General features: G+C 65.8%; 20 protein-coding genes. 13 read left to right on the plus strand and 7 right to left on the minus strand.

The window, feature by feature from the left end:
- Positions 1–94: 94 nt before the first annotated feature.
- From mdh to lpdA, 7 genes are all read left to right on the plus strand, one after another.
- Complete coding sequence (gene mdh, locus ACH2CY_RS16000) at positions 95–1,057, plus strand: malate dehydrogenase (protein WP_395020306.1); 963 nt, start codon at positions 95–97, stop codon at positions 1,055–1,057.
- Between the two features lie 394 nt (positions 1,058–1,451).
- The gene (sucC, locus tag ACH2CY_RS16005) at positions 1,452–2,618 is read left to right on the plus strand and encodes an ADP-forming succinate--CoA ligase subunit beta (RefSeq protein ID WP_395020307.1); all 1,167 of its coding nucleotides are present in this window, start codon (positions 1,452–1,454) and stop codon (positions 2,616–2,618) included.
- 2 nt (positions 2,619–2,620) lie between these two features.
- Entirely contained in the window at positions 2,621–3,496 is an 876-nt protein-coding gene (gene sucD / locus ACH2CY_RS16010; RefSeq protein ID WP_395020308.1) for a succinate--CoA ligase subunit alpha, read from the plus strand.
- Positions 3,497–3,837: 341 nt separating this feature from the next.
- Positions 3,838–6,699 (plus strand): 2-oxoglutarate dehydrogenase E1 component, encoded by a 2,862-nt coding sequence (locus ACH2CY_RS16015; RefSeq protein ID WP_395020309.1) that lies wholly within the window; start codon positions 3,838–3,840, stop codon positions 6,697–6,699.
- Between the two features lie 163 nt (positions 6,700–6,862).
- Positions 6,863–8,119, plus strand: a complete 1,257-nt coding sequence (gene odhB, locus ACH2CY_RS16020) for a 2-oxoglutarate dehydrogenase complex dihydrolipoyllysine-residue succinyltransferase (protein WP_395020310.1) — start codon at positions 6,863–6,865, stop codon at positions 8,117–8,119.
- Complete coding sequence (locus ACH2CY_RS16025) at positions 8,080–8,784, plus strand: peptidase C39 family protein (protein WP_395020311.1); 705 nt, start codon at positions 8,080–8,082, stop codon at positions 8,782–8,784. Before odhB ends, ACH2CY_RS16025 begins: the two co-directional genes overlap by 40 nt.
- A 186-nt stretch (positions 8,785–8,970) precedes the next feature.
- The gene (gene lpdA, locus ACH2CY_RS16030; protein WP_395020312.1) at positions 8,971–10,380 is read left to right on the plus strand and encodes a dihydrolipoyl dehydrogenase; all 1,410 of its coding nucleotides are present in this window, start codon (positions 8,971–8,973) and stop codon (positions 10,378–10,380) included.
- Here the strand turns inward: lpdA and ACH2CY_RS16035 are convergent.
- On the minus strand, positions 10,377–10,616 hold the full coding sequence (locus ACH2CY_RS16035; RefSeq protein ID WP_395020313.1) for a hypothetical protein: 240 nt from the start codon (positions 10,614–10,616) through the stop codon (positions 10,377–10,379). The genes lpdA and ACH2CY_RS16035 overlap by 4 nt on opposite strands.
- Before the next feature lie 140 nt (positions 10,617–10,756).
- On the opposite strand from ACH2CY_RS16035, the gene ACH2CY_RS16040 reads away from it, so the two are divergent.
- Positions 10,757–11,602 (plus strand): exodeoxyribonuclease III, encoded by an 846-nt coding sequence (locus tag ACH2CY_RS16040; RefSeq protein WP_395020314.1) that lies wholly within the window; start codon positions 10,757–10,759, stop codon positions 11,600–11,602.
- 42 nt (positions 11,603–11,644) lie between these two features.
- On the opposite strand, the gene ACH2CY_RS16045 is transcribed toward ACH2CY_RS16040, so the two are convergent.
- Together ACH2CY_RS16045 and ACH2CY_RS16050 are read right to left on the minus strand one after the other, a co-directional pair.
- On the minus strand, positions 11,645–11,947 hold the full coding sequence (locus ACH2CY_RS16045) for a GIY-YIG nuclease family protein (protein ID WP_395020315.1): 303 nt from the start codon (positions 11,945–11,947) through the stop codon (positions 11,645–11,647).
- A gap of 244 nt (positions 11,948–12,191) precedes the next feature.
- Complete coding sequence (locus ACH2CY_RS16050) at positions 12,192–14,684, minus strand: excinuclease ABC subunit A (RefSeq protein ID WP_395020316.1); 2,493 nt, start codon at positions 14,682–14,684, stop codon at positions 12,192–12,194.
- 120 nt (positions 14,685–14,804) lie between these two features.
- Between ACH2CY_RS16050 and ACH2CY_RS16055 the strand changes: the two genes are divergently transcribed.
- The 4 genes from ACH2CY_RS16055 to ACH2CY_RS16070 all read left to right on the plus strand — a co-directional run bounded on the left by ACH2CY_RS16055 (position 14,805) and on the right by ACH2CY_RS16070 (position 19,526).
- Complete coding sequence (locus tag ACH2CY_RS16055; RefSeq protein WP_395020317.1) at positions 14,805–16,469, plus strand: M20/M25/M40 family metallo-hydrolase; 1,665 nt, start codon at positions 14,805–14,807, stop codon at positions 16,467–16,469.
- A gap of 101 nt (positions 16,470–16,570) precedes the next feature.
- Positions 16,571–17,809 carry an ABC transporter substrate-binding protein gene (locus tag ACH2CY_RS16060; protein ID WP_395020318.1) on the plus strand — a complete coding sequence of 413 codons (1,239 nt, stop codon included), beginning with the start codon at positions 16,571–16,573 and terminating at the stop codon, positions 17,807–17,809.
- Between the two features lie 5 nt (positions 17,810–17,814).
- Entirely contained in the window at positions 17,815–18,705 is an 891-nt protein-coding gene (locus tag ACH2CY_RS16065; RefSeq protein WP_395020319.1) for a carbohydrate ABC transporter permease, read from the plus strand.
- A complete protein-coding gene (locus tag ACH2CY_RS16070; protein ID WP_395020320.1) occupies positions 18,702–19,526 on the plus strand; it encodes a carbohydrate ABC transporter permease in 825 nt (274 codons plus the stop codon). The genes ACH2CY_RS16065 and ACH2CY_RS16070 overlap by 4 nt, the downstream gene beginning before the upstream one ends.
- On the opposite strand, the gene betC is transcribed toward ACH2CY_RS16070, so the two are convergent.
- Complete coding sequence (gene betC / locus ACH2CY_RS16075; protein WP_395020321.1) at positions 19,523–21,040, minus strand: choline-sulfatase; 1,518 nt, start codon at positions 21,038–21,040, stop codon at positions 19,523–19,525. The two genes, ACH2CY_RS16070 and betC, sit on opposite strands and share 4 nt — an antisense overlap.
- Positions 21,041–21,116: 76 nt before the next feature.
- Here betC and ACH2CY_RS16080 point away from each other — a divergent pair, with 76 nt between their 5' ends.
- A complete protein-coding gene (locus ACH2CY_RS16080) occupies positions 21,117–22,043 on the plus strand; it encodes a LysR substrate-binding domain-containing protein (protein ID WP_395020322.1) in 927 nt (308 codons plus the stop codon).
- Here the strand turns inward: ACH2CY_RS16080 and ACH2CY_RS16085 are convergent.
- Genes ACH2CY_RS16085 through ACH2CY_RS16095 form a run of 3 tightly spaced genes read right to left on the minus strand, consistent with a single transcriptional unit; the run spans position 22,033 to position 24,189 of the window.
- Positions 22,033–22,494 (minus strand): GNAT family N-acetyltransferase, encoded by a 462-nt coding sequence (locus ACH2CY_RS16085; protein WP_395020323.1) that lies wholly within the window; start codon positions 22,492–22,494, stop codon positions 22,033–22,035. The genes ACH2CY_RS16080 and ACH2CY_RS16085 overlap by 11 nt on opposite strands.
- A 13-nt stretch (positions 22,495–22,507) precedes the next feature.
- Positions 22,508–23,482 carry a tyrosine recombinase XerC gene (locus ACH2CY_RS16090; protein ID WP_395020324.1) on the minus strand — a complete coding sequence of 325 codons (975 nt, stop codon included), beginning with the start codon at positions 23,480–23,482 and terminating at the stop codon, positions 22,508–22,510.
- Positions 23,458–24,189 carry a DUF484 family protein gene (locus tag ACH2CY_RS16095; RefSeq protein ID WP_395020325.1) on the minus strand — a complete coding sequence of 244 codons (732 nt, stop codon included), beginning with the start codon at positions 24,187–24,189 and terminating at the stop codon, positions 23,458–23,460. Before ACH2CY_RS16095 ends, ACH2CY_RS16090 begins: the two co-directional genes overlap by 25 nt.
- Between the last annotated feature and the right edge of the window lie 10 nt (positions 24,190–24,199).

Genomic DNA, 24,199 nt, shown 5'->3' on the forward strand with positions numbered 1-24,199 from the left:
ATCTACTCTAGATCTAGGGTCATCTAATATGGGGCGATGTGCCTTGCCGTTTTGGGGATACGGCAATGCGTAAGCTGATCGGAATCAAACCCTAATGGCACGGAAGAAAATAGCGCTCATCGGCGCCGGCCAAATCGGCGGCACCCTCGCGCTCCTGGCGGGTCTGAAGGAGCTGGGCGACATCGTCATGTTCGACGTTGTCGACGGCGTTCCCCAGGGCAAGGCGCTCGACATCGCGGAAGCCTCGCCGGTCGAAGGCTTCGACGCGGTCTATTCGGGCGGCAGCAATTACGCCGGCATCAAGGGCGCCGACGTGGTGATCGTCACCGCCGGCATCCCCCGGAAGCCGGGCATGAGCCGCGACGATCTCATCGCCACCAACGCCAAGGTGATGGACACGGTCGGTGCCGCGATCAAGAAGCATTGCCCGAAGGCCTTCGTCATCTGCATCACCAATCCGCTCGACGTCATGGTCTATGTGTTGCAGCAGGCCTCGGGCCTGCCGACCAACCGGGTCGTCGGCATGGCGGGCGTGCTCGACTCCGCGCGCTTCCGCTATTTCCTGGCCGAGGAATTCAAGGTCTCGGTCGAGGACGTCACCGCCTTCGTGATGGGCGGGCACGGCGACACCATGGTGCCGCTGACGCGCTATTCCACGGTCGCCGGCATCCCGGTCCCCGATCTGGTGAAGATGGGCTGGACCACCAAGGAAAAGCTGGATGCGATCGTGCAGCGGACCCGCGACGGCGGGGCCGAGATCGTCAATCTCCTGAAGACGGGTTCCGCCTTCTATGCGCCGGCGGCTTCGGCGATCCAGATGGCCGAATCCTATCTGAAGGACAAGCGACGCGTGCTTCCCTGTGCCGCCATGCTGAATGGCGAATATGGGGTGAAGGGACTCTATGTCGGCGTGCCGGTCGTGATCGGCGCTGGCGGCGTAGAGCGTGTGGTCGAAATCGACTTGAACAAGTCTGAAAAGGCGATGTTCGACAAGTCGGTTGCGGCCGTTAGGGGCCTCATCGATGTGGTGAGGAAGCTTCAAAGAGGAGAGAAGTAAATGGCAAAGTTGATGGAACTGGCTGCGAAGAAAGCGGCCAAGAAGTCGGGCAAGAAGGTGGCGAAGAAGGCTGCCAAGAAGTCCGCGAAGAAGAAGAAGAAGTAGTCATCTAGGCGACGCCCCCCGCGAACGTAGGTTCGCCTGCGTAAAGGGGAAGGGCGTCGCACCTGCTTCGCGACGGCGACAGCCCTGCTATCCGCGAGGGCGGGTTCAAGTTCAATTGGCTTGAACCCGTCGGTCAAGGTGGTAGAGTGCGGCTTGCTGCACCACAGCATTCCGCCGGTTGTCGCCGTCGTTTGCTTTTTGAGGGAACGCTCTCCAGCGTGCAAAAAGCGACCCGCCAGAAGACCCGGCTGTTGACGTCTCCAGTTCGCTTCTCGGGAACCCGCACCGCATGAACATTCACGAGTATCAGGCCAAGGCCCTGATCAGTAAGTATGGCGTCGCGACGCCGCCGGGCCATGTCGCCTACACGCCGGAAGAGGCGGTCCAGGCGGCCGAGAAGCTCGGCGGCAAAGTCTGGGTGGTGAAGGCCCAGATCCACGCCGGCGGCCGCGGCAAGGCCGGCGGCGTCAAGGTGGTGAAATCGGTCGCCGACGTGAAGACGGCCGCCCAGGCCATGCTCGGCATGACCCTGGTGACCCACCAGACCGGCCCGGCCGGCAAGGTGGTGAAGCGGATCTATGTCGAGGGCGGCTGCGACATCAAGCGCGAGCTCTATCTCGGCATGCTGGTCGATCGCGCCACCTCGCGCATCACCATCATGGCCTCCTCCGAGGGCGGCATGGAGATCGAGGAGGTCGCCGCCAGGACCCCGGAGAAGATCCTCAAGGTCGCGGTCGATCCCGCCACCGGCATCCAGCCCTTCCATACCCGCAAGATCGCCTTCTTCCTCGGCCTCGAAGGCAACCAGATCGCCTCGGCCGCGAAGTTCATCACTGCGCTCTACACCACGTTCAACGCGCTGGACTGCTCGATCGTCGAGATCAACCCGCTGGTGGTCACCGGCGCGGGCGACGTGCTGGCGCTCGATGCCAAGGTGAACTTCGACGACAACGCGCTGTTCCGCCACAAGGACGTCGAGGAGTTGCGCGATCCCGACGAAGAGGATCCGGCCGAGCTCGAGGCCGCCAAGCACAGCTTGAACTACATCAAGCTCGACGGCTCGATCGGCTGCATGGTGAACGGCGCCGGCCTCGCCATGGCGACCATGGACATCATCAAGCTCTATGGCGGCTCGCCGGCCAACTTCCTCGACGTCGGCGGCGGCGCCACCAAGGAGCGCGTCACCGCGGCCTTCAAGATCATCCTCTCGGATTCCAACGTCGAAGGCATTCTGGTCAACATCTTCGGCGGCATCATGCGCTGCGATGTCATTGCCGAGGGCGTGGTCGCCGCGGCCCGCGAGGTCTCGCTGCACGTGCCGCTGGTCGTGCGTTTGGAAGGCACCAATGTCGAGTTGGGCAAGAAGATCCTGGCGCAGTCGGGCCTGAAGATTCTCTCCGCCGACAACCTGGCGGACGCCGCTGAGAAAGTGGTCAAAGCGGTGAAGGAGGCCTGAGAATGTCGGTTCTGGTCGACAAGAATACCAAGGTCATCTGCCAGGGCTTCACCGGCGCGCAGGGCACCTTCCATTCCGAGCAGGCCATTGCCTATGGCACCAAGATGGTCGGCGGCGTGACGCCCGGCAAAGGCGGCACCAAGCATCTCGATCTCCCGGTGTTCGACACGGTCGGCGAGGCGGTCGCCAAGACCGGCGCCAATGCCAGCGTCATCTATGTCCCGCCGCCGTTCGCGGCCGACGCGATCCTGGAAGCGATCGACGCCAAGATCCCGCTCGTCGTCTGCATCACCGAGGGGATCCCGGTCCTGGACATGCTGCGGGTCAAGCGCGCGCTGGGCAATTCCGGCACGCGGCTGATTGGCCCGAACTGCCCCGGCATCATCACGCCGGAAGAATGCAAGATCGGCATCATGCCCGGCCATATCCACAAGAAGGGCAAGATCGGCATCGTCTCCCGCTCCGGTACGCTCACCTACGAGGCGGTGGCGCAGACCACCGCGGCGGGCCTCGGCCAATCGACCTGCATCGGCATCGGCGGCGACCCCGTCAACGGCACCAACTTCGTCGATTGCCTGGACCTGTTCCTGGGCGATTCCGAGACCCAGGGCATCGTCATGATCGGCGAGATCGGCGGCAGCGCCGAGGAAGAGGCCGCGGCCTTCCTGAAGGCTTCCAAGGTCAAGAAACCGGTGGTCGGCTTCATCGCCGGCGTGACCGCGCCCCCGGGCCGGCGCATGGGCCATGCCGGGGCGATCATCTCCGGCGGCAAAGGCGGGGCCGGCGACAAGATCGAGGCCATGAAGTCGGCCGGCATCAGCGTCGCGGAAAGCCCCGCCTCGCTGGGCAGCGCCATGCTGAAGGCGCTCGGCAAGTAAGCCGCGTCCTCAATCAGATGAAATCATTGTGGGGCACCCCCACCCAACCCTCCCCCAAAGTTGGGGGAGGGCTCTCTTCTCCCTCCCCCATCTTTGGGGGAGGGTCGGGGAGGGGGTGCCCCAAACTCCGCGCGCGCCAATCCGGGCTAATATCCCTCAGGACTGTCGAAAAACCGTCGCGATTTACCTATATTTAATCAAACCGCCGTCTTGTGACGTGCAGGGGTTGCATAGCTGTACGACCATTGGACCGATTGTCGGCCGGACCCCGACTGGCAATAAACGGGCCCGGCCATAACCGGTCTCCAACCGGAACTCACTGCCAACGCACGAGTGTCCTCATGAGCACCATTCCCGCCTCCTTCCTGTCCGGCCCCAACGCCCCCTTCATCGAAGAGCTCTACGCCAAGTATCTGGAGAACCCGGCGACGGTCGATCCCAGCTGGCGCAAGTTCTTCTCCGAGCTCCAGGACGACAGCGCGATCGTCCTCCAGGACATCCGCGGCGCCTCCTGGGCGCCCCGCGACCGCAGCGTCGAGATCGGCAACGGCAGCGAGGAGAGCTACGCCTCGACCGAGACCAGCGTCCGCCCGGCCCCCGCGGTCAAGGACCTGACCCGGGCCGCGCGGGATTCGCTGCGCGCCATGATGCTGATCCGCGCCTACCGCGTGCGCGGCCATCTCGAAGCCAACCTCGATCCGCTGGACCTGAAGCCCCGGCACAAGCATTCGGAGCTCGACCCGCGCAGCTACGGCTTCACCGACGCCGACATGGACCGCGAGATCTACATCGACAACGTCTTCGGCTACCAGCAGGCGACGCTCCGCCAGATCGTCCACGCCGTGCGCGAGACCTATTGCGGCTCGATCGGCGTCGAGTACATGCATATCGAGAATCCCGAGCAGAAGAAGTGGCTGCAAGCCCGCATCGAGGGCTCGCGCAACCAGCGGGAATTCACCCCGCGCGGCAAGCAGGCGATCCTCGAGCGCCTGACCGCCGCCGAGATGTTCGAGAAATTCCTCGACAAGAAATACACCGGCACCAAGCGCTTCGGCCTCGACGGCGGCGAAAGCATGATCCCGGCCTTGGAGCAGATCATCAAGCGCGGCAGCCAGTTGGGCGTCAAGGAGGTGGTCATCGGCATGACCCACCGCGGGCGCCTGAACGTGCTCGCCAACTTCATGAACAAGCGCTTCGCCGCGATCTTCTCCGAGTTCCAGGGCAACGCCGCGAATCCTGAGGACGTGCAGGGCTCGGCCGACGTGAAGTATCACCTCGGCACCTCGGCCGACCGCGAGTTCGACGGCCGCGTGGTCCATCTCTCGCTCACCGCCAACCCGTCGCATCTGGAATGCGTGAACACCGTGGTCCTGGGCAAGGTCCGCGCCAAGCAGGACCAGCGCAAGGACAAGAACCGCGAGCAGGTCATGGGTCTGCTGCTGCACGGCGACGCCTCCTTCGCCGGCCAGGGCCTGGTCCCCGAAGCGCTCGATCTCTCGGAGCTCGACGGCTACAAGACCGGCGGCACCATCCATTTCATCGTCAACAACCAGATCGGCTTCACCACCAACCCGGTGGCGTCGCGCTCCGGCCCCTATTGCTCGGACATCGCCAAGGGCGTGCAGGCGCCGATCTTCCACGTGAATTCCGACGACCCGGAAGCCGTGCTGTTCTGCTCGGGCCTCGCCGTCGAGTTCTGCCAGGAGTTCAAGCGCGACGTCGTCATCGATCTCTTCTGCTATCGCCGCTTCGGCCATAACGAGAGCGACGAGCCGGCCTTCACCCAGCCGCTGATGTACCAGAAGATCGCCGCGCATCCGACCACGCGGCAGATCTACGCCCAGCAATTGCTGGAAGAAGGCTCGATCTCCCAGGAAGAGGCCGACAAGATCATCCACGACTTCCAGTCCCGGCTGGATTCCGAGCTCGAAGTCTCGCAGAGCTACAAGCCGAACAAGGCCGACTGGCTGGAAGGCGCCTGGAGCGGCCTGGAGATCGCGTCCGGCGACGACCGCCGCGGCGCCACCTCGGCCGAAAACGACAAGCTGGAGTTGGTCGGCAAGGCCCTGACCACGGTTCCCGCCACCTTCAACGCCAACCGCAAGATCGCCCGCCAGCTCGCCCAGAAGGAAGAGGCGCTGAAAAAGGGCGAGGGCATCGACTGGGCGACCGCCGAAGCATTGGCCTTCGGCACCCTGCTCGACGAAGGCTATACCGTCCGCCTCTCCGGCCAGGACTGCAAGCGCGGCACCTTCAGCCAGCGCCACGCGGTGCTGGTCGATCAGGAGAACGAGGATGAATACATCCCGCTGAACAACATCCGCGACGGCCAGGCCCAGCTCGAGGTCATCAACTCGCCGCTCTCCGAAGCCGGCGTGCTCGGCTTCGAATACGGCTTCAGCCTCGCCGACCCCAAGGCATTGGTGCTCTGGGAAGCGCAGTTCGGCGATTTCGCCAACGGCGCCCAGGTCATCATCGACCAGTTCATCTCGTCGGGCGAAAGCAAGTGGCTGCGGATGAGCGGTCTCGTCATGCTGCTCCCGCACGGCTACGAAGGCCAGGGCCCCGAGCATTCCTCGGCAAGGCTGGAGCGCTATCTGCAGCTCTGCGCCGAGGACAACATGCAGGTCGTGAACGCCACCACCCCGGCCAACTATTTCCATGTGCTGCGGCGCCAGCTGCACCGGGCCTTCCGCAAGCCGCTGATCATGATGACGCCGAAGTCGCTGCTCCGGCACAAGAACGCCGTCTCGAAGCTCGCGGAGATGGGGCCGAACACCAGTTTCCACCGCGTGCTCTGGGACGACCGCGCGGGCCTGGACGAGAAGCGGATCCGCCGCGTCGTGCTCTGCTCCGGCAAGGTCTATTACGACCTGCTGGCCGAGGCCGAGACCCGCGAGCAGGACCAAGTGTACATCATGCGCGTCGAGCAGCTCTATCCCTTCCCGGCCAAGGCGCTGGCGACCGAGCTCGCACGCTTCCCCGGCGCCGAGGTGGTCTGGTGCCAGGAAGAGCCGAAGAACATGGGCTCCTGGACCTTCATCGCGCCGGAGATCGAATCCGTGATGGAGAGCCTGGGCTCGAAACAGGCGCGCCTGCGCTATGTCGGCCGCCCGGCCGCGGCCTCGCCCGCGACCGGCCTCTTCAAGCGGCACGTCAAGGAACAGAACAAGCTGGTGAATGAAGCTTTGACGCTGAGCTAGTCATGAATCTGATGGAGCGAGTCTGCGGCACCCCCTCCCAACCCTCCCCCAAAGCTGGGGGGCTCTTGAGTTCGGTGTCGCCGGCTCCCTCCCCCGTCTGCGGGGGAGGGTTGGGGAGGGGGTGCCCCGCAATGACTCCGTCGAGCCAACAAAGGACGAAACGATGAGCGTTCAGATCGTGGTGCCCGCCCTGGGCGAATCGGTGACCGAAGCGACGGTCTCGAAATGGATGAAGAAGGTCGGCGATGCGGTGAAGGCCGACGAGCCGCTGCTCGAGCTCGAGACCGACAAGGTCACCCAGGAAGTCTACGCGCCTTCCGCCGGAACCCTGGGCGCCATCAATGCCGAGACCGGAGCCGTGGTCCCGATCGGCGCCGTGCTCGGCACGATCAGCGAAGGCGGTGCCGCTGCTGCTCCTGCTGCACCCGCTCCGGCAGCGCAAGCCGCCGCGCCGGCCCCGGCACCCGCCGCGGCACCTGCACCCGCTGCCGCGCCGGCCGCGAATGACGACCGCAACGGCCCGGCCGTGCGCAAGATGACCGCGGAAGCCGGCATCAACCCGGCCGATGTCCCCGGCACCGGCAAGGACGGCCGCGTCACCAAGGCCGACGTCATCGACTTCAAGGCCAAGCCCGCCGCACCCGCTGCTGCACCGGCCCCCGCCGCGCGTCCCGCCGCGCCCGCGGCACCGGCCGAGCCGCATGTGCCGCGCCCGCTGGGCGAGCGCGAGGAGCGCGTGCCGATGTCGCGGCTCCGCCGCCGCATCGCCGAGCGCCTGAAGGCGGCGCAGAACACCGCCGCCATGCTCACCACCTTCAACGAGGTGGACATGGGTGCCGTGATGGCGCTCCGCGACAAGTACAAGGACGGCTTCGAGAAGCGCCACAAGGTGAAGCTCGGCTTCATGGGCTTCTTCGTCCGCGCCTGCATCCAGGCGCTGAAGGAGATCCCCGCCGTCAACGGCGAGATCGACGGCAACGACATCATCTTCAAGAACCACTATGACATCGGCGTCGCAGTCGGCACCGAGCAGGGCCTGGTCGTCCCCGTCGTGCGCGACGCGGACCGCATGTCCCTGGCCGAGGTCGAAGGCAAGATCGCCGAATTGGGGCGCCGCGCCCGCGAAGGCAAGCTCTCGATCGACGAGCTGACCGGCGGCACCTTCACCATCACCAACGGCGGTGTCTTCGGCTCGCTGATGTCGACGCCGATCCTGAACCCGCCGCAGTCGGGCATCCTCGGCATGCACAAGATCCAGCAGCGGCCGATGGCGGTCGACGGCAAGGTCGAGATCCGCCCGATGATGTATCTGGCGCTCTCTTACGATCACCGCATCATCGACGGCCGCGAAGCGGTCACCTTCCTCGTGCGAGTCAAGGAATGCCTCGAAGATCCGCAACGCCTGCTGCTCGAACTCTGAAATCCAAAGTCGCGAAGCGCGCGGCCGGCGCAAAAGTCGGCCGCAAGCTCCCGTACTACAACCAGAGCACCGATTTCACCTGCGGGCCTTCGTCGCTGATGATGGCGATGACCGCGCTCGACAAGAGCCAAGCGATCGACCGCGCCCATGAACTCCAGCTCTGGCGCGAGGCCAACACCGTCTTCATGGGCAAGGGCCATCCGGGTTCCAGCCCTTACGGCCTGGCGCTCGCCGGCTGGCGGCGTGGTTTCCAGATCACGCTCTGGCTCAGCAAGCGCGGGCCCTATCTCCTGAAATACCAGAAGCAGGCCGAGCGCCGGAAGGTCTCGGACCTGATGCAGCGCGAGGACGAGAAGCTGGTCAAGGCGGCGCGAGTCCCGATGCTGCTGAAGAAATGGACGATCGCCGACCTGAAGGCCGCGATCGAGGCGGGCGCGGTGCCGCTGGTCCTGGTCTCGACCAACGTCTTCCACGGCGACAACGGCCCGCATTGGGTGGCGATCGCCGGCGTCGATGACGAGCACGTCTATGTCAACGATCCCTGGATCACGAAGAAGAAGCGCCAGACCGCGAAGTCGCAGACCGCGCGCCCCGCGAGCCACGCGGATTTCCTGAAGATGGCGATCTACGACGGCGAACGCGCCGTCGTGCTGGTTTCCAACTGATCATGCGCGGAGCTTGCGGCACCCCCACCCAACCCTCCCCCAAAGATGGGGGAGGGCTTCGCATCGCACCCCTAACTCCCTCCCCCGTCTTCGGGGGAGGGCCTTTATCTTCTCCCTCCCCCGTCTTCGGGGGAGGGTGGGGGAGGGGGTGCCCCGCAATGACTCTCTCCAACACGGAATAACCAAATGCCCGAACAATCCTTCGACGTGGTGATCATCGGTGGCGGGCCGGGCGGCTATGTCTGCGCCATCAAATGCGCACAGCTCGGCCTGAAGACCGCCTGCATCGAGAATCGCGGCGCGCTCGGCGGCACTTGCCTCAACGTCGGCTGCATTCCCTCGAAGGCGCTGCTGTCCTCGTCGGAGGAATTCGACAAGGTCTCGCACCATCTCGCCGCCCACGGCATCACCGCCGAGAAGATCGGCCTCGACCTCGCCAAGATGATCGGCCGCAAGGACAAGGTGGTCGCCGACTTCACCAAGGGCGTCGAGTTCCTGTTCAAGAAATACAAGGTGACCTACCTGAAGGGCACCGGCCGCCTCCTGGGCGGCGGCCGCGTCGAGATCCTCTCGGCGCCCGGCCAGGCCGAGCAGGTCTCGGCCAAGCATATCGTCATCGCCACTGGTTCCGAGCCGACTCCGCTCCCCGGCATCGAGATCGACGAGAAGAAGATCGTCTCCTCGACCGGCGCGCTCACGCTGGAGAAGGTGCCGAACCACCTGGTGGTGATCGGCGGCGGTGTCATCGGCCTGGAGCTGGGCTCGGTCTGGCGCCGCCTCGGCGCCAAGGTGACCGTGGTCGAGTTCCTCGACCGCATCACGCCCACCATGGATCTCGAGATCGGCGCGCAGTTCCAGAAAGTCCTCACCAAGCAGGGCCTCGCCTTCAAGCTCTCGACCAAGGTGACCGGTGTTAAGTCCAACGGCGACGCGCTCGACGTCGCCATCGAGCCTGCGAAAGGCGGCGCTGCCGAGACCATGCAGGCCGACGTCGTGCTGGTCGCGATCGGCCGCCGGCCCTACGTCATGGGCGTCGGCCTGGAGATGGCCGGGGTTCAGCGCGACGAGAAGGGCCGGGTGAAGACCGACGGCCATTTCAAGACCAACATCGACGGCATCTACGCGATCGGCGACGTGATCGCCGGCCCGATGCTGGCCCACAAGGCCGAGGAGGAGGGCGTCGCCCTGGCCGAGATGATCGCCGGCCAGAAGGGCCATGTGAACTACGAGACCTGCCCCAACATCGTCTATACCGCGCCGGAATTGGCCTCGGTCGGCAAGACCGAGGAGGAGCTCAAAGCCGCCGGCATCGAATACAAGATCGGCAAGTTCCCCTTCATCGCCAACGGCCGCGCCAAGGCCGCGGGCGAGACCGACGGGTTGGTGAAGCTGCTGGCCGACGCCAAGACCGACCGTCTCCTGGGCGCGCATATCCTCGGCCCGCAGGCCGGCACCATGATCCACGAATGCGTCATGGCGATGGAGTTCGCCGGCTCCGCCGAGGACGTCGCGCGGGCCTTCCACGGCCACCCGACCCACAGCGAAGCCATCAAGGAAGCCGCGCTGGCGATCACCAGCTCGACGATTCACCTCTAGAGACCGAGCGACCCCTGGCCCCAAACCTCTCCCGCAAGGGGAATTAAATACTTGAAGAGTGCGAAGCTGCCGGAGGCAAAGAAGTGATGCTGAAGGAGTTTGAGAGAGAGCGGGATGGACATATCCGGTCCAGAAAAACGCGGCACCTCTCTCCCGGCACGAAGATATTTATCAATCTCACTCTCATCGCGCTCGGCGCGCTTGCTTTCCATTTTCTTGAAACCGAGGGCGCGCAATCGCACTCCGCCCCTAAGGCAATCGACGCGCCAACCTCAAACTGAACTCGGCTCTCCCGTAGCTGGATACGTCTATGCGTTTGTAAAAGAGATAACTACCCCCGCAAGGGGAGAGGGCTAGGGTGAGGGGTCGAAGACTCGTGCCGACGTTGCGCATCGCCACCTACAACATCAACGGCATCACCGCCCGTCTCGACAATCTCCTCGCCTGGCTGAAGGAGACACAGCCCGACATCGCCTGCCTCCAAGAGCTGAAATGCCCAGACGAGCGCTTCCCCGCCGCCGCCCTGAAGAAAGCCGGCTACAACGCCGTCTGGCACGGCCAGCAATCCTGGAACGGCGTCGCCATCCTCGCGCGCGGCGCAACACCCGTTGAAATCCGCCGCGGCCTCCCCGGCGATTCGCGCGACACCCACAGCCGCTACCTCGAAGCGAAAGTGGGCGACCTCACCATCGCCTGCCTCTATCTCCCCAACGGCAATCCCGCGCCCGGGCCGAAGTTCGACTACAAGCTCATGTGGTTCGCGCGGCTGATCGTCCATGCGAAGACTCTGGTGAAGAGCAAACAGCCCGTGATCCTCTGCGGCGACTTCAACGTCATGCCGACCGATCTCGATGTCTACAAGCCGGAGAACTGGGAGGGCGACGCGCTGTTCCGCCCCGAGGTGCGCGAGGCCTATCGCCTCCTGCTGAAGCAAGGCTGGACCGATGCCATCCGCAAGAAACACCCGAAGGAACGCATCTACACCTTCTGGAAATACTGGCGGAATTCCTTCGCCCGCGACGCCGGCCTGCGCATCGACCATCTGCTGCTGACGCCGGATCTCGCGAAGAAGCTGAAAGCCGCCGGTGTCGACAAGGCGACCCGCGGCCAGCCCCACAGCAGCGACCACGCCCCGGCCTGGATCGAGCTCGGCGTGACGGCGAAGAAGAGGGCGGCGAAGAAGGCGAAGAAGCCAGCCGGTACACCTAGAAAGCCCAAATAAAAGTTCGTCGTGGTCCGCGAAGGCGGACCACCCACGAGTTTGTCACCGCTGCAGGGTCGAAGCGATTATGAGATCAAAGAGATCATCCCATGCGGGATTGTCTCGATTGATCAGCCGCACCTTCCAAGCACGATTCCAAGTTTTCAATCGCTTCTCGCGCGCGATCGCCAAAGGCATTGTGGCATGCGCCTCAACATAGACGAGCCGACGCAAGCGGTGCTGTCTAACAAACTCCGATCCAACACCATTTCGATGATCGAAGATTCGCCGAGCCAAGTCGGACGTTACGCCGATATACAGCGTCCCATTCTTCCAATTGGTCATGATGTAGACCCAGGCGCTCATTCACACCCACCAAACTCGTGGGTGGTCCGCCTTCGCGGACCACGACGAAACTAGGGAGGGGAGAGGGGGCCGAGGAGGCGCAGCGGAAGCCCGGATTCTTCTGGGATTCCCTTTCGCAACTCCGGAGGTCGACAAGACCGTACCCGATATGTTCTCAGATGTCAAGTGCCGCCTAAGTCCTTGACCAGGCTCGCCAACCCGCCGTGCTGGACGCAAGATTGTTTCGCGCCCGCGCGAAGCGGCGTCAAAGCACCTTGGCGAGATAGCCCGCGGTCCGGCTGCCCTTGGCCGCCGCCAGCTTCGCCGGGGGGCCGGCCGCGACCAGCTTGCCGCCTTCGTCGCCCGAGCCCGGACCGATGTCGATCACCCAGTCCGCCGCCGCGACCAGGCTCATGTCATGCTCGACCACGACCACCGTGTTGCCTGCATCCACCAGCCGCCGCAGCTGCTCGATCAGCCGCACCACGTCCGACGGGTGCAAGCCGGTGGTCGGCTCATCCAGCACATAGAGCGTGTTGCCGTGCTGGATCCGCTGCAGCTCGGTCGCGAGCTTGATGCGCTGCGCCTCGCCGCCGGAAAGCTCGGTCGCCGGCTGCCCCAGCCGCAGATAGCCCAAGCCCACCTCCTGCACCACGGCGAGCGCCCGCTGCAACGTCGGTTCGTCTTTGAAGAACTCGGCCGCTTCGTCGACCCGCATGCCGAGCACCTCGGCGACATTCTTGTCCTTGTACTGGATCTCGAGCGTCTGCTTGTTGTAGCGCGTGCCGGCGCAGACTGGGCAAGGCGCGTAGACGCTGGGCAGGAACAGCAGCTCGACCATGACCCAGCCCTCGCCCTTGCAATTCTCGCAGCGCCCCTTGGCGACATTGAACGAGAAGCGTCCGGCATCGTAGCGCTTGGCCTTCGCCGCCTTGGTCGCGGCGAAGAGCTTGCGCACATGGTCGAACAGGCCGGTATAGGTCGCGAGGTTGGAGCGCGGCGTGCGGCCGATCGGCTTCTGGTCCACGACCACCAGCCGCTTCACCCGCTCGAGATCGCCGCCGATCCTGCCCTCGGTCGGGATCGCGGTCTCTCGCTCCAAGAGATCGACCTCTTCCTCTTCCGTCGCATGGCCAAGCCTGGCCGCCACCAACTCGACCATCGCCTGGCTGACCAGGCTCGACTTGCCCGACCCGGAAATGCCGGTGACCGCGGTCAGCACGCCGACCGGCACATCGACATCCAGCTTCTCCAGGTTGTTCCGGGTGATGCCTTGGAGCTTCAGCCATTGCTTCGGGGCGATGGGTGCGCGGCGCGGCGCTGTCTTCTCCGCGAAGAGATAGCGCCTTGTCTGCGACGGCTCGATATGTTCCAGCCCTTCCAGCGGCCCGCTGTAGAGAATCCGCCCGCCTTTCTCGCCGGCGCCGGGACCCACATCGACGATCCAGTCGGCGGCGCGCATGACATCGACCTCATGCTCGACCACGAACAGCGAATTGCCGGCGGCCTTGAGCTTGCCGAGCGCACGCAGCAGCGATTCGGTATCGGCCGGATGCAACCCGGCCGAAGGCTCGTCCAGCACATAGACGACGCCGAACAGGTTGGACTTCACCTGGGTCGCCAGCCGCAGCCGCTGCAGCTCGCCTGGGGAAAGCGTCGGCGTGCTGCGCTCCAGGGTGAGATAGCCAAGCCCAAGGTCCAGAATGACGCCGATCCGTCCCACCAGGTCCTCGGCGATACGCTGCACCACGGTCGCCTGTTCCGGATGGTCATGGCTCATCTTCGGCACGGTCTTGCCCGCGGCGTAGGGCGCGAAGACGGCCGCAACCCGCTTCAGCGGCAGCCGCGACATTTCGGTGATGTCGAGCCCGGCGAACTTCACCGACAAGGCCTCGCGCTTCAGCCGCTTGCCGTGGCAGAGCTTGCATTCGCTGTTGATCATGTATTGCATCGCCCGTTTCTTCATCATCGGGCTTTCAGTATTGGCGAAGGAACTCAGCACATGCCGCCGGGCGCTGGTGAACGTGCCCATGTAGCTCGGCTCTTCCTTGCGCTTCAGCGCGCGCCTTGTCTCCGCCGGCGTGTATCCGGCATAGACCGGCACCACCGGCTGCTCCTCGGAGAACAGCAGGAAATCGCGATCCTTCTTCGGCAGGTCGCGCCAGGGGATGTCGACGTCGATCCCCATGGTGACCGCGATGTCGCGCTGGTTCTGCCCGCCCCAGGCCAAAGGCCAGGCGGCGATGGCCCGCTCGCGGATGGTCTTCGAGGGGTCCGGCACCATCGACTGCTCGGTGACGTCGTAGATCCGCCCCAGCCCATGGCATTTCGGGCAGGCGCCCTCCGCCGTGTTGGGCGAGAAGCCCTCGGCGTAGATCAGCGCCTGGCCTTTCGGATAATCGCCGGCCCGCGAATAGAGCATGCGCAGCAGATTGGAGAGCGTGGTCACGCTGCCGACCGAGGAGCGCGTGGTCGGCGAGCCGCGCTGCTGCTGCAAGGCGACCGCCGGCGGCAGCCCGTCGATCTCGTCCACCTCCGGCACCGACATCTGGTGAAACAGCCGCCGCGCATAGGGCGAGACCGATTCCAGGTAGCGCCTTTGCGCCTCGGCATAGAGCGTCGAGAAGGCGAGCGACGACTTGCCCGAGCCCGAAACGCCGGTGAACACCACCAGCTTCTCCCGCGGAATCGCGACGTCGATATTCTTCAGATTGTGCTGCCGCGCGCCGCGGACGCGCACCATCCCGTGATCCGACATTCAGGTCCTCTTATCCCCGGAGGAACGCTATTCCCGCGGGGTCGTTGCCGTTGCGCGCTTTGCATAAGGCAAATCGTGGCGCCCCGACTAGTCTCTTGCCAGAATAAGGGGAGGACTTGCGTGCAAACGACCCATAACCTGGAGCCGGCGCTGCAGACCCGGCCCGACCGCGCCGAATATTGGGCGCTCCGCATGACCGAGCTGCCGAGCGTCAGCGGCAGCGCCGAGGAAGCCGCCTTCCCCCAGAAGCTGACCGAGCTGCTGCGCAAGGCGCCGCCTTTCCGGGACCATCCGGAAAACGTCTGGACCATCCCGGTGCCGGGCGGCAAGCACCAGCGCGGCTGCGTCGCCGCCCTGGTGCGGGGCAGGGGCCGCCGCACCGTCGTCCTCACCGGCCATTTCGACACCGTGCCGATCGAGGACTATGGCGACCTGAAGCCGCTCGCCCGGCAGGCGGAGGATCTTCGGCAAGGGCTGCTGTCGCGCTTGCGGCAGAACGCCGTCACCCGCGCCGAGAAGCTCGCCTTGCTCGATCTTTCGACCTCGGACTACCTGCCGGGCCGCGGCCTGCTCGACATGAAGGCAGGGCTGGCTGCCGGCCTCGCCGTGCTCGAAGCCTTCGCCGAGCTGCCGGAGCGCGAGGGCAACCTGCTCTTCCTCACCGTGCCGGACGAGGAAGTGAACTCCGCCGGCGCCCGCGCCGCGGCGCCCGCTCTGCCCGAGATCTGCGCCAAGCACGGCCTCGACATCGTCGCCGCCATCAATCTCGACGCGATCCACGACGAGGGCGACGGCTCCACCGGCCGCGCGGTCGCCCTGGGCACGATTGGGAAGCTGCTGCCGAGCGCCATGGTGGTGGGGCTCCCGACCCATGCCGGCTATGCCTTCAACGGCCTCAATGCCTGTGTGCTGGCGGGCGCCCTGGCCGCCGAAGTCGAATGGGCCGAAGCGCTCACCGAACGCGCCGGCGAGCAGACCGGCGCGGGGCCAACACTCCTCGGCATGAAGGACTCCAAGACCGCCTATGACGTGACCATGCCGGACAAGGTCTGGATGTTCTGGAACGTCATGCTCTACCGTCACACCGCCGCGGCAATCCTCGAGGCGCTGCAAGGCCTGGCCGAAAGCGCGGTTGCGAAAGTGCAAGCCGCACTCGCACGACGCCGCATCGCGGCGCTGGGCACCGCGGCGCTGCCGGAAGTCACGGTCACGACCTTCGAGGCCCTGCGCCGCGAAGTCTGTGCCGCACGCCCGGATGCCGCTGCCGCGCTCGATCGCTATGCCAAGGAGATCGCCGCGCAGAACCTCGATCTTCCTGAGCAATGCCGGCTCATCACCAGCGAGCTCTGGAAGCTCAGCGGCCGCGGCGATCCGGCGATCATCCTCGGCTTTGCCTCGACCCCCTACCTCGCGACGCAGCTCGGCGCGGACGCCGATGCGCGCAACCTCGCGCGGGCGACCGAGACCGCCGCCGAGATCATCGCGGCGCGCCACAACACCACCATCGCGCTGCCGGCCTATTTCCTGGGAATCTCCGACATGAGCTTCCTCGGCCAGGCCGACGAGAGCGAGATTCCGCTCGTCGCCGCCAACACGCCGGCTTGGGGCGCCGGCCTGCACTGGCCGCAAGGCAACGCCTTCGCCGGGATCCCCATCGTGAATGCCGGACCCTGGGGCCGCGACTATCACACCGTGCTCGAACGGTTGCACACGCCTTATGCCTTCAAGGTGCTGCCGGACCTGATCGGCGAGATCGTGAGCGGGGTTTTTCGGAGCAAGCGCTAGGTCTTTCACACCCCGGTTGAGCGGAACCGAACCAAGCCCGCGCGGTTTCCCCTAGGCCGCCGCGCCGAGAAGAGCGCGCGTGACCGAATGGGAGAATCTCCATGCTGCGCACCGCTTCGCTGCTCGCCGCTTCGCTTGCGCTCTCCGCCGCCCTCATCCATCCGGCGCAGGCCAAGGTCACCGTGTCGATCTCCTGCTCTTCGCTCGGCATCGAGATGGAGCTTTGCCGCGACGGCGCGCAGGCCTGGGCGAAGCAGACCGGCAATGAGGTGAAGCTGGTCTCGACGCCCGCCGATGCGCAGGAACGGCTGGCGCTCTACCAGAGCCTGCTCGCGGCGAAATCCGACAAGATCGACATCTTCCAGATCGACGTGGTCTGGCCCGGCATCCTCGCCAACCAGTTTCTCGATCTCAATCAGTTCATCGAGCCCGCCAAGCTCGACGGCTATTTCCAGACCCTGATCGCCAACAATACGGTCGACGGCAAGCTCGTTGCGGTGCCGTGGTTCGTCGATGCCGGCATGCTCTATTACCGCAAGGACCTGCTCGACAAATACGGCCTCAAGGCGCCGGAGACCTGGGCGGATCTCGAAGCGGCGGCGAAGCAGGTGATGGCAGGCGAGCAGGGCATCGAGGGCTATGTCTTCCAGGGCCGATCCTATGAAGGCCTGGTCTGCAACGCGCTGGAATGGATCGTCAGCAATGGCGGCGGCGGCCTGCTCGACAACGGCGGGCAGGCGAGTTTCAACAACCCGCAGGCCACGGCGGCGGTCGATCGCGCCAAGACCTGGATCGGCGGGATCGCGCCGCAAGGCGTGCTCTCCTATGACGAGGAACAGGCCCGCGGCGCCTTCCAGTCCGGCAAGGCGGTGTTCATGCGCAATTGGCCCTATGCCTGGGCGCTGGTGAACGCGCCGGATTCCCCGGTCAAGGACAAGGTCGGCGTGGTGCCGCTGCCCAAGGGCGACGGCGACAAGGCTGTGCATACCGGCACGCTCGGCGGCCAGTCGCTCGCGGTCTCCAAATACTCCGCGAACCCCAAGGAGGCGGTCGACCTGGTCCTCTATCTCGCCGGTGCCGAGGAGGAGAAGCGCCGTGCGGTCAAAGGCGCGTTCAACCCGTCCTTGAAGAGCGTCTACAATGAGCCCGAGCTCAAGGACGATGCCTTTTTCTCGACCTTCAGCAAGATACTGGAGAGCGTCGCCACCCGGCCGGCCGCCGTGGCCGGCAAGGGCTACAACCAGTTCTCCAGCCAATTTGTCCGCGCGGTCCACGCCACCCTGCAGGGCCAGGGCAGCGCCGCCGATAACTTCGCCAGCATTCGCACCAGCTGGAAATAGGAAAGATGCGCACGCTCGCCGGCCGGCGGGCGCTGACCGCCTGGGCGTTCCTCACGCCGATGCTGCTCGTGCTGGCGCTGGTCGCCGGTTGGCCGCTCCTGCGCACGATCCTCTTGGGCTTCACCGATGCCGGCCTCGGCGACTTCGCCGAATCCCAGTTCATCGGCTTTGCCAACTACCGCGGCCTCGCCTCGGACCCCGCCTGGTGGCGCGCGGTCTGGAACACGCTCGGCTTCACGCTGATCTCGGTCTCGATCGAGACAGTCCTGGGCCTCGTCATCGCGCTCACCTTGAACGCGCATCTCAAGGGCCGCGGGCTGGTGCGCGCCGCGATGCTGATCCCCTGGGCGATCCCGACCGTGGTCTCGGCGCGGATGTGGGGCTGGATGCTGAACGACCTCTACGGCGTGGTGAATGCCGTGCTGCTGGGGTTGGGGGTGATCGACAAGCCCTGGGCCTGGCTCGCCGATCCGGTCCTCTCGATCGCCTCGGTGATCGCCGTCGATGTCTGGAAGGGCACACCCTTCATGGCCCTGCTGACCCTGGCCGCGCTGCAGGTCCTGCCGCGCGAGATATACGAGGCGGCGCGGGTCGATGGGGTCTCGCCGGTGAAAGTCTTCTTCCAGGTCACCCTGCCGCTGATCCGCCCGGCCTTGCTGGTCGCGATCCTGTTCCGCAGCCTAGACGCGCTGCGGGTCTTCGACGTGATCTACGTGCTGACCGGAGACAACCCCGCTACCGCCTCGATGTCGGTCTATGCCCGCCAGCAGCTGATCGACTTCCAGCAGGGCGGCATGGGCTCGGCCGCGGCGACCGCGCTTTTCCTGATCGTCGCGGTCTTCGCCACCGCCGTGGTCACCGCCGGCCGCCTCAAGATCGGCGGGGTGGCGCGATGAGGGTGTTGGGCCGGATCGGCCTCTACCTGCTGGTGGCGCTGATCGTGTTCTACGCGGTCTTCCCCTTCTATTGGGCGATCGTGACTTCGCTGAAGACCGGCAGCGGCCTCTTCGCCGCCGATCTCATTCCCGCCAGCCCCACGGTCGAGAACTATGTCGCCCTGTTCCGCGAACAGCCCTTCACTGCCAACATCCTGAACTCCGCCATCGTCGCGATCGTGACCACCGCGATCTCGCTCGGCCTGGCGGCAACCGCGGCCTATGCGCTCGGCCGCATGGCCTTCCGCGGCCGCACCGCGATGTCCTTCGGGATCCTCTCCGTCTCGATGTTCCCGCAGATCGCGGTGCTGACCGGCATGTTCGAGCTGATCCAAGTGACCGGCCTCTATGACAGCCTCACCGGCCTGATACTTGCCGACCTGATCCTCACCTTGCCGTTCTCGGTCTGGGTGCTGACCGCCTTCATGGGCGACCTGCCGCGCGAGCTGGAGGAGGCCGCGATCATCGACGGCGCGCCGCCCTTGCGCATCCTCACCGACGTCTTCGTCCCGGTGATGGCGCCGGCCTTGGTCGCGACCGGGCTGCTCGCCTTCATCCTGGCCTGGAACGAGTTCCTGTTCGCGCTGACCTTCACCCTCTCGCCGGAGCAGCGCACGGTCCCGGTGGCGATCGCGCTGATCTCCGGCGCGGGCGGCTACGAGATCCCCTGGGGCCGCATCATGGCCGCCTCGGTGATCGTCACCGCGCCGCTGATCCTGCTGGTGCTGGCGCTGCAGCGCCGGATCGTGTCGGGGCTGACGGCGGGGGCGGTGAAGGGCTAGGAGACCCGCGGCAGCCTGGTGCGCGCCTCGAGGTCGTCCAGCACCACGTTGTTGCGCATATAGGCGGTCCCGGCGTCGCGGATCGGCTGGTAGTCCCAGCTCCGGTGCCGGCCCTGGGCCAGCGCCTCGTAAACGATGCGGCGGCGGCGCTGGCTGTCGATCACCTGGTCCTTCAGCTTGGCGAGGTCCCAGCGCTGCTTCACTTCCTTGCGGAAGGCCTCGACGGTCGCGGCGTGTTTCGGATCGGTGGCGAGGTTCTGCTTCTCCAGCGGATCGGCCTTCAAGTCGTAGAGCTGGTCGGGATCGCTCGGCGTGTGGACGAACTTGAGGCTGCCGCGACGAATCATCACCAGCGGCGCGATCGCACCCTCGCCGCAATATTCGCCGATCGCCTCGTCGTGGCCCTGGCCGCCGGAAAGCGCGCCCAACAGGCTCCTGCCGTCGATCTCGGCCGCGGGCTGGAAGGCGCCGCCTTCGTTGGCGATCTCCGCCAGGGTCGGCAGCAGGTCGAGATGCGAGGCATTGCTGGCGATGCGGCCCGCCTTGAACTTGCCGGGCGCCGAGATGATCAGCGGGATGCGGCAGGCATTCTCGAACCAAGTCATCTTGTACCAGAGCCCGCGCTCGCCCAGCATGTCGCCGTGATCGGCGGTCAGCATCACCACCGTGTTGTCGGCGAGGCCGGATTCCTTCAGCGCCTGCATCAGGATCCCGACTTGGCGGTCGACATAGGAGATCGAGGCGAAATAGGCGCGGCGGGCGCGGCGCACGTCGGCATCGGTGATCGTATAGCTGTCCATGTCGGAGACATGGCGCAGCCGCGCGCTGTGCGGGTCCAGGGGCACGTCGCTCTGCTTCACCGACGGCATCGGGATGTCTTCGTCGCGATAGAGGTTGAAGAGCTCCGGCAGGTTGGCATAGGGATCGTGCGGATGGGTCCAGGAGACGGTCAGGAAGAACGGTCGCTCCTCGCTGCTGCGCGCAAGATCGTAGATCTGCCGGCGCGCGGCATAGGTGACCTCGTCGTCGAAATCGAGCTGGTTGGAGCGCACGCATGTCCCGCTCTCGGTGACCGAGCCCATGTTGTGGTACCAGCTGGGGCGGATACCCGGCTGCTCCCAGTCGGGGGTCCAGCCGAAATCGGCCGGGTAGATGTCGGTGGTCAGCCGCTCCTCGAACCCGTGCAGCTGGTCGGGCCCGCAGAAATGCATCTTCCCGGCCAGCGCCGTGCGATAGCCCGCCGCCCGCATGTAATGCGCGAAGGTCGGCACTTCCGAGGCGAACTCCGCCGCGTTGTCATAGGCGCCGATCCGCGAGACATGGGCGCCGGCCATCATGGTGAAACGCGACGGCGCGCAGAGCGGGCTGGCGCAATAAAAGCTGTCGAAGGTGACCCCCTTCTCCGACAAGGCGTCGATATGGGGCGACTTCACCACCTTGTTGCCATAGGCCGGCAGGAAGGCCGCCGCCAGCTGGTCGGCCTGGAGCAGGAGGACGTTCAGACGCTTAGCCATTGCTCGGGTGGTCCTGTCATGAGTTATGCTTATGAGTGTATCCGCAGAAACCAAGGCGTCCAGGCGTGGTCGGCTCATGAGGGATATGATCAAGGATTATGTCAGGGGCGATTTGCCGTCGCTCTCGTCCCTGCTGGCGGTGGTCGCGGCGGGCGAGCGCGGCGGCTTCACCGCGGCGGCCCAGGCGCTCGGCGTCACCCAATCGGCGGTCAGCCGCGAGATCCGGCAGATCGAGCAGCGCTTGGGCTGCGCCCTGTTCCGCCGCAGCCCACGCGGCGTCGAGCTGACCCCGGAAGGGAAGCAGTTCCTGGAGGCGGCGCAGCAGGGGCTGCAGGTCATCGGCGAGGCGGTGGCGCGGGTCCGCGCCCAGGATGCGCCGCGGCAATTGACCATCGGCGCCGACTTCGCCTTCTCGGCGCATTGGCTGGTGCCGCGCTTGCCGCTGTTCACTGCGCTGGAACCGCAAGCCGATGTTCGCGTCATCACCGCCCAGCATGTCGAGCGGGCGATCGCCGATTGCGACATTGCGATCATCTTCGGCGCCGGCGCCTGGCCCGGCATCGAGGTGAAGCGCCTCAATCAGGAGGCTGTGTTCCCGGTCTGCGCGCCGAACTACCCGAGCGGCCCCGCCGACGGCAAGCCGGACTGGCTCACGGACGCAAACCTGCTGCGCCTGATCGACACCGCCGACGGCAGCGACTGGTTCGACTGGCCGGGCTATTTCAGCGCCGCCGGTGTGACACCGCCGGAGCGCATCCGCGGCCAGGGCTACAGCAACTATCCCCTGGTGCTGCAGGCGGCCTTGGCGGGGCAGGGGATCGCGCTCTCCTGGTCGCCCTCGATCGACGATCTGCTCGAGGCCGGCCAGTTGAAGCGCGCGCATAATTTCACGGCGCGTTCGACCCGCGGCTATTTCCTGGCCCGGCCGCAGAATGCCGGCCCCAACCCCATGGCCGAGGCATTCGAGCGCTGGGTGCTGGCGGAGTTCGGCACTAAACCTTGAGGGTCATCCAGTCGAGCTCGGCGGTCTCCTGGCCGCCGATCCTGTCGTAGAACTGCCGCGCCAGCGTGTTCGGCTTGTAGACCGACCAGAGCAGGTAGCCGCAGTTGCGCTGCCGCGCGAGATCGGCGGCGGCCCCCATCAGCTTCCGCCCGACGCCCAGGCGCCGGGTCCAGGGCCGGACCCAGAGGTCGATCACGAACAGCACCCGGCAGGCCATGTCGCTGTCATAGGTCGGGGTGTGCAGCAGATAGCCGAGCGGCTGCGCGGCCTCCTCGGCGATGAAGCCGCCGAAGGCCGGGTCGGCGCCGAAACCGTCCTCGATGAACCGCGCCTCGGAGAATTGCGGAGCCCACCGGTCGCCGAGCGAGATCAGATAGGCGCCGAACTCCTTGGTCATGCCGGTGACGGCCTCGGCGTCCTCGCGCCGGATCGGGCGGATGGTGACGGTCATGGGGTGGCTCTCGCTATCGGGCGCGGGGATGCGCGGCGTTATAGACGGCGAGAAGCTGCGCCGCGTCAACCTCGGTGTAGCGCTGGGTGGTCGAGAGCGAGGAATGGCCGAGCAGCTCCTGGATCGCCCGCAGATCGGCGCCGCCGGCCAGCAGATGGGTGGCGAAGGAATGCCGCAAGGCATGCGGCGTCGCGGTCTCCGGCAGGTTGAGCTGCATCCGAAGCTTCTGCATGGCGAGCTGCACCAGCCGCGGCGAGAGCCGCTTGCCCTTGGCGCCGAGGAAGAGCGGGCCTTCGGGCTCGCAAGGTATCGGCAATGCCTTTAGGTAATCGTCGATCGCCTCGGCGACCACGGGCAGCACCGGCACCACCCGGGTCTTGTTGCCCTTGCCGCGGATGCGCAACGTACCGTTGGGCTTCGGCGCATCGCGCCGTGCCAGGCCCAGCGCCTCCGAGATGCGCAACCCGCAGCCATAGAGCAGGGTCAGCACCGCGAGATCGCGGCGGCCGATCCAGTCGGTCTCGTGGAGATCGGTCACCGCCTCCAGCGCATCGTCAGCCTCGACCGCGTTCAAGGGCTTCGGCACGGAGCGCGGCAGCTTCGGGTTGCGGATGGCCGCGAGGGCCATGTTCTGGCCCAGCCCGCGTTTCACCGAGAAGCGGACGAAGTTCTTGACGGCGCTCAGCGCCCGCGCGGTGGAGGCGGGCTCCAGCCGGCGCTTGTTGCGGTCGGCCATCCAGGCGCGGAAGTCGTTGCGGTCGGCGGTGGCGAAGGCGGCGAGGGTCGAGGTCTCGCCGCGATACTGCTCCAGGAAGCGCAGCAGGTCCTTGAGGTCGCGCGCATAGCCGTCGACGGTATGCGCCGAGCTGCGGCGCTCATGGGTGAGCCAGCTCAGCCATTGCTCGATGGCGGAGGCAAGGTCCGGGCGCGCCGCGAACCGAAGATCGCGGGCTGCGTCTTCTTCTATGGTTTGGGCAGGTCCAGCCATGTGCGGATGCCGAACTCGATCACCCGTCCGAGGAAGCTCATGAGCTCGGTGCCCTGGCCGGCATGGAAATAGCCGGGATGCCGCGCGCCGAAGGCGATCAGGCCGGCCGGCGCATGGGAGCTGATGTTGAGCCGCAGCAGCGCGTCGGAGCGGACCAGCTCTGCCCCGGCGCCGAAGATCTCCGGGTCGCCGATTGCCTCGTCGCGCAAGACGACATGCTTGTCCTTGCCGCCCAGCGCGCGATCGACCGCGCCGCGGCCGAGGAACTGGATGCCTTCATGCTTCGGGCGCTTGGCGGTGTGATCGGAGAGCTCGACGCAGAGACTGACCACGTCCACTTCCAGCAGCAGGCCGAGATCGCCGGTGATGATGTCGATGAACTGCTCGAAGCTCTCGGCCTCCAGCAGCTCGACCACCGCCTTGTGGATCCGCTCCTGGGTCGAGAGATTGTCGCGGGTATTGGCGAGGATCTCGTCCTGGTCGTTCCTGAGCTTGTTGATCTCGCCGCGCAGGCGCTCGACCATGAACTGCTGCAGATCGACCACACCCTTGCCGGATTCATTATGCCGGCCCGGTGAGAGCTGCAGGTCCAGAAGCTCGGGATGCCGCGCCAGGAAATCGGGATGGCGGCGCAGGTAGGCGACTACCTGTGCGGCCGTGGCCGTGGTGGTGCCGGTCTTGCTGCGGTCCGCTGCCTGGTCCGCCATCGTGGTCCCC

Origin of the sequence: Dongia sp., from assembly GCF_041905885.1 — a bacterium.
GTDB lineage: Bacteria > Pseudomonadota > Alphaproteobacteria > Dongiales > Dongiaceae > Dongia.

Coding starts and splice junctions, on each gene's coding strand:
- mdh (WP_395020306.1), top strand. CDS start 95: ATGGCACGGAAGAAAATAGCGCTCATCGGCGCCGGCCAAATCGGCGGC.
- sucC (WP_395020307.1), top strand. CDS start 1,452: ATGAACATTCACGAGTATCAGGCCAAGGCCCTGATCAGTAAGTATGGC.
- sucD (WP_395020308.1), top strand. CDS start 2,621: ATGTCGGTTCTGGTCGACAAGAATACCAAGGTCATCTGCCAGGGCTTC.
- ACH2CY_RS16015 (WP_395020309.1), top strand. CDS start 3,838: ATGAGCACCATTCCCGCCTCCTTCCTGTCCGGCCCCAACGCCCCCTTC.
- odhB (WP_395020310.1), top strand. CDS start 6,863: ATGAGCGTTCAGATCGTGGTGCCCGCCCTGGGCGAATCGGTGACCGAA.
- ACH2CY_RS16025 (WP_395020311.1), top strand. CDS start 8,080: ATGCCTCGAAGATCCGCAACGCCTGCTGCTCGAACTCTGAAATCCAAA.
- lpdA (WP_395020312.1), top strand. CDS start 8,971: ATGCCCGAACAATCCTTCGACGTGGTGATCATCGGTGGCGGGCCGGGC.
- ACH2CY_RS16045 (WP_395020315.1), bottom strand. CDS start 11,947: ATGAGCGCCTGGGTCTACATCATGACCAATTGGAAGAATGGGACGCTG.
- ACH2CY_RS16050 (WP_395020316.1), bottom strand. CDS start 14,684: ATGTCGGATCACGGGATGGTGCGCGTCCGCGGCGCGCGGCAGCACAAT.
- ACH2CY_RS16060 (WP_395020318.1), top strand. CDS start 16,571: ATGCTGCGCACCGCTTCGCTGCTCGCCGCTTCGCTTGCGCTCTCCGCC.
- ACH2CY_RS16065 (WP_395020319.1), top strand. CDS start 17,815: ATGCGCACGCTCGCCGGCCGGCGGGCGCTGACCGCCTGGGCGTTCCTC.
- ACH2CY_RS16070 (WP_395020320.1), top strand. CDS start 18,702: ATGAGGGTGTTGGGCCGGATCGGCCTCTACCTGCTGGTGGCGCTGATC.
- betC (WP_395020321.1), bottom strand. CDS start 21,040: ATGGCTAAGCGTCTGAACGTCCTCCTGCTCCAGGCCGACCAGCTGGCG.
- ACH2CY_RS16080 (WP_395020322.1), top strand. CDS start 21,117: ATGAGGGATATGATCAAGGATTATGTCAGGGGCGATTTGCCGTCGCTC.
- ACH2CY_RS16085 (WP_395020323.1), bottom strand. CDS start 22,494: ATGACCGTCACCATCCGCCCGATCCGGCGCGAGGACGCCGAGGCCGTC.
- ACH2CY_RS16090 (WP_395020324.1), bottom strand. CDS start 23,482: ATGGCTGGACCTGCCCAAACCATAGAAGAAGACGCAGCCCGCGATCTT.
- ACH2CY_RS16095 (WP_395020325.1), bottom strand. CDS start 24,189: ATGGCGGACCAGGCAGCGGACCGCAGCAAGACCGGCACCACCACGGCC.